The organism is Methylocystis sp. Uni0008, from assembly GCF_056838045.1.
The window spans coordinates 3,524,684-3,537,134 of record NZ_CM166370.1 but is presented as its reverse complement, the minus strand read 5'-3'; the positions used below and the strand labels follow the sequence as shown (position 1 = coordinate 3,537,134).

Genomic DNA, 12,451 nt, shown 5'->3' with positions numbered 1-12,451 from the left:
CGGCGGAAATGCCGCGTCGGTCTCGGCGCCCCGCCGTTGGCGCGATGTCGCAGGCGGATGTTATTCATGCATTATGCGACGTTCCGCCGGCCGCCGTCCCCCGGCGCGCCGAGAAGGCGGCAGACGCTGCGCGGGAGAAAGGTTCGCACGAATGATCGGCGCACTCGCCAAGAAGATATTCGGCTCGGCAAATGAGCGCCGGCTTAAGACCTATGCGCCGAAGGTCAAAGCGATCAACGCCCTGGAGCCGGAAGTCGAGGCGCTGAGCGACGATGAGCTCCGGGATCGCACCCGCCAGTTTCGCGAAGAGCTCGCCGCCGGCAAAAGCCTCGATGACCTGCTCGTCCCCGCTTTCGCCACCGTGCGCGAGGCGGCCAAGCGCACCCTCGGCCAACGCCATTTCGACGTCCAGCTCATCGGCGGCATGGTGCTGCATGAAGGGGCGATCGCCGAGATGCGCACTGGCGAAGGCAAGACCCTCGTCGCGACCCTCGCGGTCTATCTCAATGCGCTCGCCGGCAAGGGCGTTCATGTCGTCACGGTGAACGACTATCTCGCCAAGCGCGACTCCGAGTGGATGGGCGAGATCTACAAATTTCTCGGCATGACCGTCGGCGTCGTGGTGCATGAGATAACCGACGAAGAGCGCGCCGCCGCCTACGCCTGCGACATCACCTACGGCACGAACAACGAATTCGGCTTCGACTATCTGCGCGACAATATGAAGTTCGAATTTTCGCAGATGGTGCAGCGCGGCCACAACTTTGCGATCGTCGACGAGGTGGACTCGATCCTCATCGACGAGGCGCGCACGCCGCTCATCATTTCGGGCGCCATCGACGACAAATCCGATCTCTACAACACGATCGACAAGCTGATCCCCAAACTCAACGCCGACGACTTTGAGCTCGACGAAAAGCAGCGCACAGTTCATCTCACCGACGCCGGCAATGAGCACATGGAAGAGTTGCTGGGCGAAGCGGGAGCGCTGACCGAAGGCGCGCTGTACGAGGCGCACAACGTCACGCTAGTGCATCACGTCAATCAGGCGCTGCGCGCCCATAAGCTGTTCCAGAAGGACAAGGATTACATCGTCCGCAAGGGCGAAGTCGTCATCATCGACGAATTCACCGGCCGCATGATGCCGGGCCGCCGCTATTCGGAAGGTCTGCATCAGGCGCTCGAGGCCAAGGAGCGCGTTCAGGTTCAGCCCGAAAACGTCACCCTCGCGTCGATCACCTTCCAAAACTACTTCCGTCTCTACGCCAAGCTCGCCGGCATGACCGGCACGGCCGCCACCGAAGCGAATGAGTTTGCGGAAATCTACAAGCTCGACGTCGTCGAAATTCCGACGAACCGGCCGGTCTGCCGCCTCGATGAGGACGACGAGGTCTATCGGACCTACAAGGAAAAGCTCGGCTCCATTGCCGCCGAGATCAAGGACGCGAACAGCCGGATGCAGCCGCTTCTCGTCGGCACCACGTCGATCGAGAAATCTGAGCAGCTTGCCGAGTTCCTGCAGTCGCAGGGCTACAAGATGATCGACTTCGCCGATCCGAAGGGCCTCTCCAAACTGTATGAGGCCGCGCGCTCGGGCAAGCCGTCGAAGCTGTTCGCCGTCCTCAACGCGCGCTTCCACGAGCAGGAAGCCTATATCGTCGCGGAAGCCGGCGTGCCCGGCGCGATCACCATCGCCACCAATATGGCGGGCCGCGGCACCGACATTCAGCTCGGCGGCAATGTGGAGATGCGCGTGGCGCAGGAATGCGCCAGCCTCGAAGGCGACGCGCGCGTCAAGAAGGAGGCGGAGATCCGCGAGGAGGTCGCGGCCTTCAAGGAGAAGGCGATCGCTTCGGGCGGACTCTACATCATCGGCACCGAGCGTCACGAGAGCCGGCGCATCGACAATCAGCTGCGCGGCCGCTCCGGACGCCAGGGGGACCCGGGCCGCTCGAAGTTCTTCCTGTCGCTGCAGGACGATCTCATGCGCATCTTCGGCTCCGAGCGCATGGATTCGATGCTGGTGAAGCTTGGCCTGCAGGAGGGCGAAGCCATCGTCCATACCTGGATCAACAAGGCCATTGAAAAGGCGCAGCACAAGGTCGAGGCGCGCAACTTCGACATCCGCAAGAACATCCTCAAGTTCGACAACGTCATGAACGACCAGCGCAAGGTGATCTTCGAGCGCCGGCGTGAAATCATGGATGAGGAGAGCGTCGAGGAGCAGGTCGCCGACATGCGCGCCGACGTCGTCGACGCGCTGGTGTCGCAGCACATTCCGCACGACGCCTACGCGGAAGCCTGGAATGTCGAAGGTCTTGTCGAAGAGGTGAAGGCGAAGCTCAATCTCGATCTTCCGGTCGCCGATTGGGCGAAGGAAGAAGGCATCGCCGACGAGGAGATCAAGGAGCGCCTGCTTGAGGCGGCGGACTCCGGCTACGCCGAACGCGTCGAAAAGAACACCGGCCCGCTGATGCGCATGATCGAGAAGCAGGTCGTCCTGCAATCTCTCGATACGCTATGGCGCGAACACCTCGTCGCGCTCGACCATCTTCGGCAGGTGATCGGCTGGCGCGGCATGGCGCAGCGCGATCCGCTCAACGAATACAAGTCCGAGGCGCTCGAGCTGTTCAAGAGCCTTATGACGCGCTGGGACGAAACGGTGATCGCGCAACTGATGCGCGTCGAAGTGTCCTTCGAGGCGCCGCCGTCGGCGCCGCCGGAACTGCCGCCGATGGAGATGTCGCATCCCAATCCGGAGGCGCTGGTTGGCGGCGGCGGACCGCAGGGCGGCGCGCTCGACGAGCTCAACACGCGTCTCGCGGCGGCCGATTTCTCGGCGCGCGGGCTCGCGGTCAGCGAGGCGCCGGTCGCGCGCGATCCCGCCAATCCAGCCACCTGGGGCAAGGTCGGCCGCAATGAGCCCTGCCCTTGCGGTTCGGGCAAGAAATACAAGCACTGCCACGGCGCCCTGGTCTAAGATGAAGATGAGGACGGCGATGTGGAAGATCAGCGTCTCGGCTCTCCTGTCGACGCTGGCTGCTTCCGCCTCGGCCAGAGCCGATTGGGCGCCCGTCTCAAGCGACGGGTTTTCGACCGTTTACATGGACCGCGCCTCGCGCCGCACGTCGGCTGAGGGGATCGTCACGGTCGACGCGCTCACCGATTACAACGCCGCCTCGCCGCAAGCCGCCGCATTTGGCCTCGCCGAGAAGGGGCTGTCGGAAATCGAAAAAGTGTCGTTCGATTGCGCCAATCGCAAATACAGATCCGAGGGCGGCGGCTGGCGCGAGCGCCAGATGGGCGAGGGAAAGATCACCAAGCCCTATCCGCCGAAGGATCAATGGTCGCCGGTGCCGCCCTATTACGACGGACTCTTCGCCAAGGTCTGCGCGAGCAAATCCTCGGATTAGCGGCTGGTTCGATTTGAACCGCCTCGCGGCTGAGAATATAAGCGCAGCGCGATTGAAGCGCCGTCCTGCGATCGCGGGAAAGCGCCGCCGCGGGTTTCCAGGAGCTTGTCGTGACCGCCATTGATTTCTCCAAAGTGCTCGTCGCCCAGGGTGGCGGCCCCACCGCCGTCATCAACCAGTCGCTTGTCGGCGCGGTGCTGGAATCCCGCAAGTTTCGCGAAGTCGAGCGGGTCTATGGCGCGTTCCACGGCGTCCGCGGCATCGTGAACGAGGATTTCGTCGATCTCACGCAGGAGACGACCCATAATCTCGAACTCGTCGCCTGCACGCCGTCGTCGGCGCTCGGCTCGACGCGCGACAAGCCGGACCTCAAATACTGCCAGGAGATCTTTCGCGTCCTGCGCGCGCATGGCGTCGGCTGCTTTTTCTACATCGGCGGCAATGATTCATCGGACACGGTGCGCATCGTCTCGCAGGAAGCCAGGAGCGCCGGCTATCCGCTGCGCACCGTCCACATCCCGAAAACCATCGACAATGATCTGATGGTCAACGACCACACGCCGGGCTTCCCCTCGGCGGCGCGCTGGGTGGCGCAGGCTTTCGCTGGCGCTAACCTCGATAACTGGGCGCTGCCGGGCGTCTATATCGCGGTCGTCATGGGGCGTCACGCCGGCTTCCTGACCGCCGCCTCGGCGCTCGGCAAGAAATTCCCCGACGACGGCCCGCATCTCATCTACATTCCCGAGCGCGCCTTCATCATCGACAAATTCCTCGCCGACGTGAAGGCGACGATGGCCAAATATGGCCGCTGCGTCGTCGCGATCTCGGAAGGCGTTTGCGACGAAGACCACATGCCGATCGCCGAGAAGCTCGCCAAAGCCGTGGAGCGGGACGATCACGGCAATATCCATCTCGGCGGCGGAGCGCTCGCCGACGAACTGACCCGACTCGTGAAGGATCGGCTCGGATTCAAGCGGGTGCGCGCCGACACGTTCGGCTATGTGCAACGGAGCTTCGTCGGCTGCGTCTCCGACGTCGACCAGCGCGAGGCGCGCGAGGTCGGCGAAAAGGCCGTGCAATACGCCATTTGGGGCGATCGCGACGGCTCGGTGACCATCCACCGGACCGGCTTTTATTCCGTCGACTATCAGCTGACCCCGCTTGAAGAAATCGCGGCGAAGACCAAAGTCATGCCGGACGAATTCATCAGCCCCTGCGGGACCGACGTCACCGACGCCTTCCGGCTCTATCTGCGCCCGCTGCTTGGAAGCGGCATGCCGGACGCCTATCGGTTGCGGCTCAATCGGGTCCCCAAAATCCTCACGGCCTAAGCCGGCCCCCCTGGGGCGCCTTTCTTGCTTGAACGGAATTTCCGGCGAAGGTTGCAATTTGGCCGTCGTGTAAAATACACTAACTAGTCATGGTTCTCGGGCGCTCGTCGCATGACCGAAACGATGGATGGGGAACGGGCACGCCAACCGCTTCCACCTTTTGTTAGTCTGGCGCCGGTAACACAGGTGTTCGGGCCGATTCGCCCGGCAGTCCGGCCCGATAGGAGAACAATATGAGCAAGGTCGGCGGCGGCGATTCCAAAAACACGCTTTACTGCTCCTTTTGCGGCAAGAGCCAGCATGAGGTGCGTAAGCTCATCGCCGGACCGACGGTGTTCATCTGCGATGAATGCGTCGAACTGTGCATGGACATCATCCGCGAGGAGAACAAATCCTCGCTGGTCAAACAGCGCGATGGCATTCCAACCCCGCGGGAAATTTGTAAGGTTCTGGACGATTATGTCATTGGCCAGGCTCAGGCCAAGCGCGTGCTCTCGGTCGCCGTCCACAACCACTACAAGCGCCTCAACCATGCGACGAAGCATGGCGACGTCGAGCTCGCGAAGTCCAACATTCTGCTGATCGGTCCGACCGGCGTCGGCAAGACCATGCTGGCGCAGACCCTGGCCCGCATCCTGGACGTGCCCTTCACCATGGCGGACGCCACGACCCTGACCGAGGCGGGCTACGTCGGCGAGGACGTCGAAAACATCATCCTCAAGCTTCTGCAGGCGTCCGACTACAATGTCGAGCGCGCGCAGCGCGGCATCGTTTATGTCGATGAAATCGACAAGATTTCGCGCAAATCCGACAATCCCTCGATCACCCGCGACGTTTCCGGCGAAGGCGTGCAGCAGGCGCTCTTGAAGATCATGGAGGGCACCGTCGCCTCGGTGCCGCCGCAGGGCGGCCGCAAGCACCCGCAGCAGGAATTCCTGCAGGTCGACACGACCAACATCCTGTTCATCTGCGGCGGCGCCTTCGCGGGCCTTGAAAAGATCATTTCCGCCCGCGGCCGCAACACGTCGATCGGCTTCGGCGCCACGGTGCAGGCGCCCGACGAGCGGCGCACCGGCGACATTTTCAGGCAGGTGCAGCCCGAAGACCTGCTGAAGTTTGGGCTCATCCCGGAGTTCGTCGGCCGTCTGCCGGTCATCGCCACGCTCGAAGACCTCGACGAGGACGCGCTCAAGAAAATCCTCACCGAGCCCAAGAACGCGCTGGTCAAGCAATATCAGCGGCTCTTCGAGATGGAAAACGTCGAGCTCACCTTCCAGGACGACGCGCTTTCGGCCGTCGCCCGCAAGGCGATCGAACGTCATACCGGCGCGCGCGGCCTGCGCTCGATCATGGAAGGAATCTTGCTAGACACGATGTTCGACCTGCCAGGACTGGAGGGCGTCGAACAGGTTGTCATCGGACCGGAAGTCGTCGAGGGCAAAGCCCGGCCGCTCTACATCTACGCCGAACGCAGCGAGAAGAGCGGCGCAAGCGCCTAACCGGCTGCGAAGACGCGCGTTACGGCGGCGTTAGGCCGCCGGCGCACGCGAGTTAAGCTTGGGCGCCGCAGCGCCTTGAATCAATTGTTCGCGTATCCCATTTGCGTTAACGGGGCCGTCGGGCGTGATCGCCGGCGGTCTTTTATTGGCGCGGAACCGGCGGGCGACCGTATCGCGGCCTTAACCCAAATTCGCCTGCGGTCTCGCGTCGCCGCTTTAGCGGGGCGCGTCAAGGACAGGACAAGAAGAATGTCGAACGAGAAGCGAGACGCCGTCACGCCCGGAGCGGTCGAAAGCTATCCGGTGCTGCCGCTGCGCGACATTGTCGTCTTTCCGCACATGATTGTTCCGCTTTTCGTCGCGCGCGAGAAATCCATCCGCGCGCTCGAAGAAGTGACGAAATCCGACAGGCTGATTCTGCTCGCGACGCAGAAGAACGCGGGCGATGACGATCCTGCGAGCGACGCCATCTACCCGATCGGCACGCTCGCCTCCGTGCTGCAGCTGCTGAAATTGCCCGACGGCACCGTGAAGGTGCTGGTCGAAGGCGTGGCGCGCGCCAGCGTGCGCACATACACGCGCGCGGACGACTATTACGAAGCCGACGCCGAAGTTCTCGCCGACGATCTCGGCTCTCCGGTCGAGGTCGAAGCGCTCGGCCGCTCGGTGATCGCCGAATTCGAAAGCTATGTGAAGCTCAACAAGCGGGTATCGTCCGAGGTCGTCGGCGCGGTCACCCAGATCGACGATTATTCGAAGCTCGCCGACACGGTCGCGTCTCACCTTTCGGTGAAGATCGCCGAGAAGCAGGACGTGCTCGAGACGGTCAGCGTCGCGCGCCGCCTCGAGAAATGTCTGTCGCTGATGGAGAGCGAGATCTCGGTCCTGCAGGTCGAGAAGCGCATTCGCACGCGCGTCAAACGCCAGATGGAGAAGACGCAGCGCGAATACTATCTCAACGAGCAGATGAAGGCGATCCAGAAGGAGCTGGGAGACGAGGACGGCAAGGACGACCTCGCCGAGCTCGAGGAGCGCATCAAGAACACCAAGCTCTCGAAGGAAGCGCGCGACAAGGCCCTCGCGGAGTTCAAGAAGCTGCGGCAGATGTCGCCGATGTCCGCCGAAGCCACCGTCGTGCGCAACTATCTCGACTGGATCCTGTCGATCCCGTGGGGCAAGCGCTCCAAGGTGAAGCGCGATCTTGGACAGGCCGAGGAAGTGCTCGACGCCGAGCATTTCGGCCTCGAGAAGGTCAAGGAGCGCATCGTCGAATATCTCGCCGTGCAGAGCCGCGCCAACAAGCTGACCGGCCCGATCCTCTGCCTCGTCGGCCCGCCCGGCGTCGGCAAGACCTCGCTCGGCAAGTCGATCGCCAAGGCCACGGGCCGCGAGTTCGTGCGCATGTCGCTGGGCGGCGTGCGCGACGAGGCGGAGATCCGCGGCCATCGCCGCACCTACATCGGCTCGATGCCCGGAAAGATCATTCAGTCGATGCGCAAGGCGAAGACGTCCAATCCGCTTTTCCTGCTCGACGAGATCGACAAGATGGGCATGGATTTCCGCGGCGATCCGTCCTCGGCCCTGCTTGAAGTGCTGGATCCTGAGCAGAACGCGACGTTCAACGACCATTACCTCGAGGTCGACTATGACCTCTCGAATGTGATGTTCGTCACGACGGCGAATACGCTCAACATTCCGGCGCCGCTGATGGACCGCATGGAGATCATTCGCATCGCCGGCTACACGGAGGATGAGAAGGTCGAGATCGCGCGCAGGCACCTCATCCCCAATGCGGTGCACAAGCACGGTCTGTCGCCTGACGAATGGATGGTCGCCGACGACGGGCTGCTCACGCTCATTCGCCGCTACACGCGCGAAGCCGGCGTGCGCAATCTGGAGCGCGAAATCTCCAATCTCGCGCGCAAGGCGGTGAAGGAAATCCTTCTCAAGAAGAAGGACAAGATCGTCGTCACGAGCGAGAACATCTCGGATTATCTTGGGGTGCCGAAATTCCGCTACGGCGAGGCCGAGCTGGAGGATCAGGTCGGCGTCGTCACGGGGCTCGCCTGGACCGAGGTCGGCGGCGAACTGCTGACGATCGAAGGCGTCATGATGCCGGGCAAGGGCAAAATGACGGTGACGGGCAATCTGCGCGACGTGATGAAGGAGTCGATCTCGGCGGCGGCGTCCTATGTGCGCTCGCGCGCGGTCGACTTCGGCGTCGAGCCGCCCGTGTTCGACCGCCGAGACTTCCATGTGCACGTGCCGGAAGGCGCGACGCCCAAGGACGGGCCGTCCGCGGGCGTGGCGATGGCGACCGCCATCGTCTCGATCATCACCGGCATTCCGGTGCGCCGCGACATCGCCATGACCGGCGAGATCACGCTGCGCGGCCGCGTGCTGCCGATCGGCGGCTTGAAGGAAAAGCTGCTCGCGGCGCTGCGCGGCGGATTGAAGAAGGTGCTGATCCCCGAGGAGAACGCGAAGGATCTCGCGGAAATCCCGGACGCGGTGAAGAACGGCCTTGAGATCGTGCCGGTCGCGCGGATGGAGGAAGTGCTGCGGCATGCGCTCGTCTCCCAGCCGACGCCGATCGTATGGCAGGAAGATGCGGCCGCTATCGCCAAGCACGGCGCCGCCGTCGCCGACGATGACGGCACGGGCGTTCGCGCCCACTGACGCCGACTGTTCGGCAAAAGACGAAAGGGCCCCGCTCCTCGGCGGGGCCTTTTGTTTTGGGCGCCTGAGCGCGAGATGCCCCGGAATTCATGATTTTTTCGCGGCGCACCGTCCATTTTCCCCGGAAAACCAAGGATTCAAAGCCTTTGGCGGCCGGTATCCCTTGCCTTTCCTGCGATTCGCGACCAACACTCGCCATCGCTGCGCCATGCCGATTCGAGGTCGCGCATTCATACGCCGGGCGGCTCGCAGTGAAGGAGAAGGAAAAAAGCCATGAACAAACTGGAACTCGTCGAGCACGTCGCGAACGAGACGGACAGCTCGAAAGCGGCGGCGGCCGCCGCCATCGACGCCGTCATCGACGGCATCACCAAGGCCCTCAAGAAGGGCGATGAAGTTCGGCTCGTCGGCTTCGGCACCTTTTCGGTCAAGAAGCGCGCCGCCGGCAAGGGCCGCAACCCGGCGACCGGCGAAGAGATCAAGATTCCTGCGTCCAAGAGCGCACGCTTCAAGCCCGGCGCGACGCTGAAGACCGCGCTGAACAAGACCAAGTAGCTCCATCGCTGGGAGGCGCAGGCGTCGCAGCTTTTGCGCATTTTTCAGGACGGCCGTCGGAGCCCCGGCGGCCGTAGTTGCGAGTCGGCTTGCCTAGCGCCGACCCCGCCCTTAAAACCCGCGGACGCGCATCGCGTCGCCGGGGCGGTTAGCTCAGTTGGTAGAGCATCTCGTTTACACCGAGAGGGTCGGCGGTTCGAGACCGTCACCGCCCACCACTGGCGCCATCGAGGCGGCGGCGCGGGGAATGGTGTTCCAAGGCCTAGGAATTCGCTTTAGGTTGTTGGGACAAAGAAGGCGCCCCGAATGAGACTGATCAAAACCGTCCTTTTCACCCTCTGTTTCGCCGCCTCCGCCGCGCACGCCGAAGAGATGAGCTTTCGCGCCGTCGGCGTGAATTCCGGCGGCTGCGGCGATCACTGCCCGCAGGTGATCGCGGCGCAGGGCGAGATCAGCGCCGAAACGCCCGACGCCTTCCTCTCCTTCGTGCGCCAGAACGCGCGCGGCGGCAATCTGCACGGAATCGTGCTGCTCGACTCCCCTGGCGGAAAAGTTGTCGCTTCGATGGAGCTCGGCCAGGTCATCCGCAAGCTCGGCATGGCGGTGATCGTCGCTCGTCCCGCGGCCGATCAGTCGCGCACCATGGCGCTCGTTTCCGGCCGCTGCTATTCGGCATGCGTGTATGCGCTGATGGGCGGCAGAAAGCGCGTGATCCCGGCGCAGAGCAGCGTCGGCGTGCACCGCATGTTCAATTATTCAACGAATTTCGATATCGCCGAAGGCGGATTCGTCCGCGAGCGCAATTACGACGACGGCGGCATGCTGCAGACGCTTTCGCGCTACGCCGCGATGATGGGCGTGAGCACCGATCTCGTGAAACTCGCCGAGCGCACGTCGCCCGATAAGCTTTACGTGCTGACCGGCGCCGACATCGCGCGATGGCGGCTTGGGTCGCGCAAGCTCTAGGACCCGCCGCCGGACAAGATACAATCAGCAACAGGGCAGGACATGAAACATATTCTCGAGGGGCTCGAACGGCGGCGCGCGTCCGCCCGGCTTGGCGGCGGACATAAACGCATCGAGGCGCAGCACGCCCGCGGCAAGCTCACCGCGCGCGAAAGAATCGAACTGCTGCTCGATCACAATTCTTTTGAAGAATTCGACATGTTCGTCGCCCACCGCTGCACCGATTTCGGCATGGATCAGGGCGAAAAAATCTCCGGCGACGGCGTCGTCACCGGTTGGGGCACCGTCAACGGACGCGCGGTGTTCGTCTTCGCCAAGGACTTCACCGTCTTCGGCGGATCGCTCTCCGAGACTCACGCGCAGAAGATCACCAAACTGCAGGACATGGCGCTGAAGAATCGCGCCCCGATCATCGGCCTGTTCGACGCGGGCGGCGCGCGCATCCAGGAAGGCGTCGCGGCGCTCGGCGGCTATGGCGAGGTATTCCAGCGCAACGTGATGGCCTCGGGGGTCATTCCGCAGATCTCGGTGATCATGGGCCCTTGCGCCGGCGGCGACGTCTATTCGCCGGCCATGACGGACTTCATCTTCATGGTGCGCGACACGAGCTACATGTTCGTGACCGGACCCGACGTCGTGAAGACGGTGACGAACGAGACGGTCACGGCGGAAGAGCTCGGCGGCGCATCGGTCCATACGACCAAGAGCTCAATCGCCGATCGCGGCTATGACAATGACGTCGAAGCGCTGCTGCAGATGCGCAGACTGATTGATTTCCTGCCCTCCTCCAACCAGGAGGAGCCGCCGGAATGGCCCGCCTTCGACGACGTCGACCGCATCGATGATTCGCTCGACACGATCGTTCCGGATAATCCCAACAAGCCTTACGACATCAAGGAGCTCATCCATAAGGTCGTCGACGAGGCCGATTTCTTCGAAATTCAGGAAGCGCATGCGCGCAATATGGTGATCGGCTTCGGCCGCATCGAAGGGCGCACCGTCGGCTTCGTCGCCAATCAGCCGCTCGTGCTCGCCGGCGTGCTCGACATCGACGCCTCAAAAAAGGCGGCGCGCTTCGTGCGCTTCTGCGACTGCTTCAACATTCCGATCGTCACCTTTGTCGACGTTCCAGGCTTCCTGCCCGGCACGGCGCAGGAATACGGCGGGCTGATCAAGCATGGCGCGAAGCTGCTGTTTGCATACGCCGAAGCGACAGTGCCGAAGGTGACCGTCATCACCCGCAAAGCGTTCGGCGGCGCCTATGACGTCATGGCGTCAAAACATCTGCGCGGCGACGTCAACTACGCGTGGCCGTCGGCGCAGATCGCCGTCATGGGCGCCAAGGGCGCCGTCGAGATCATCTTCCGCTCCGACCTCGGCGATCCGGAGAAGATCGCGCAGCGCACGAAGGAATATGAAGATCGCTTCCTGTCGCCATTCGTCGCCGCGGAGCGCGGCTATATCGACGAAGTGATCATGCCGCATTCCACGCGCAAACGAATCGCGCGTGCGCTTGCATTGCTTCGTCACAAGGAACTCGAGAATCCCTGGAAAAAGCACGACAACATTCCGCTGTGACGCGGCGCAATAACGCGCGCGTTGTGGCGTTGCGCCATTCGAGATAGGTGTGAGCGTTAAGCCTAATTCCGCGGCGCCTGACCACAAAATTCGTCAGAGTGCACATTTTTGAAGTGACAGCCCGCCCGTTTTGTCATAGTGTTCGCTCGCCAGGTTGGTTGGGTAAAAGCCTAAGCGTCGGATGCGTCGCAGGAATTAGGCCCAGCTACGGTCCAAGTCGGGGAGGACGCCGAACAGAACGCGGTTCGCCGAGGCTCGAAAGATGAGCCGGCGCGAACGGGCTATCGGAGCGACTTAAGACTTCGGAGCTTGGCGTTTCAGTTTGGTTAAGGACGGGGTGCCAAAGAGCGGGGAGCGGCGGGACGCCATCCCCGCTCTTTGTGTTTCATCGACCTGTTTCGTGTTTCATCGACCTGTTTCATCAACGCCA

Annotated in this window: 8 protein-coding genes and 1 tRNA gene; all 9 read left to right on the top strand. The window is 62.8% G+C overall.

What is annotated here, in order from left to right:
* Positions 1 to 151: 151 nt before the first annotated feature.
* Entirely contained in the window at positions 152 to 2,980 is a 2,829-nt protein-coding gene (gene secA, locus AC0X69_RS17535) for a preprotein translocase subunit SecA (RefSeq protein ID WP_482609276.1), read from the top strand.
* Positions 2,981 to 2,999: 19 nt separating this feature from the next.
* On the top strand, positions 3,000 to 3,413 hold the full coding sequence (locus tag AC0X69_RS17530; protein ID WP_482609274.1) for a surface-adhesin E family protein: 414 nt from the start codon (positions 3,000 to 3,002) through the stop codon (positions 3,411 to 3,413).
* Between the two features lie 110 nt (positions 3,414 to 3,523).
* Positions 3,524 to 4,744, top strand: a complete 1,221-nt coding sequence (locus AC0X69_RS17525; protein WP_482609272.1) for a 6-phosphofructokinase — start codon at positions 3,524 to 3,526, stop codon at positions 4,742 to 4,744.
* Between the two features lie 233 nt (positions 4,745 to 4,977).
* A complete protein-coding gene (clpX, locus tag AC0X69_RS17520) occupies positions 4,978 to 6,243 on the top strand; it encodes an ATP-dependent Clp protease ATP-binding subunit ClpX (RefSeq protein ID WP_482609270.1) in 1,266 nt (421 codons plus the stop codon).
* Positions 6,244 to 6,492: 249 nt separating this feature from the next.
* The gene (gene lon / locus AC0X69_RS17515) at positions 6,493 to 8,922 is read left to right on the top strand and encodes an endopeptidase La (protein WP_482609268.1); all 2,430 of its coding nucleotides are present in this window, start codon (positions 6,493 to 6,495) and stop codon (positions 8,920 to 8,922) included.
* A 273-nt stretch (positions 8,923 to 9,195) separates the two neighbouring features.
* Entirely contained in the window at positions 9,196 to 9,477 is a 282-nt protein-coding gene (locus tag AC0X69_RS17510) for an HU family DNA-binding protein (RefSeq protein ID WP_482609266.1), read from the top strand.
* 142 nt (positions 9,478 to 9,619) lie between these two features.
* Positions 9,620 to 9,695, top strand: a tRNA-Val gene (locus AC0X69_RS17505).
* An 88-nt stretch (positions 9,696 to 9,783) separates the two neighbouring features.
* Positions 9,784 to 10,443 carry a COG3904 family protein gene (locus AC0X69_RS17500; protein WP_482609264.1) on the top strand — a complete coding sequence of 220 codons (660 nt, stop codon included), beginning with the start codon at positions 9,784 to 9,786 and terminating at the stop codon, positions 10,441 to 10,443.
* Positions 10,444 to 10,485: 42 nt separating this feature from the next.
* Positions 10,486 to 12,021: an acyl-CoA carboxylase subunit beta gene (locus tag AC0X69_RS17495; RefSeq protein WP_482609262.1), complete on the top strand. Its 1,536-nt coding sequence runs from the start codon at positions 10,486 to 10,488 to the stop codon at positions 12,019 to 12,021.
* The last annotated feature ends 430 nt before the right edge of the window (positions 12,022 to 12,451 follow it).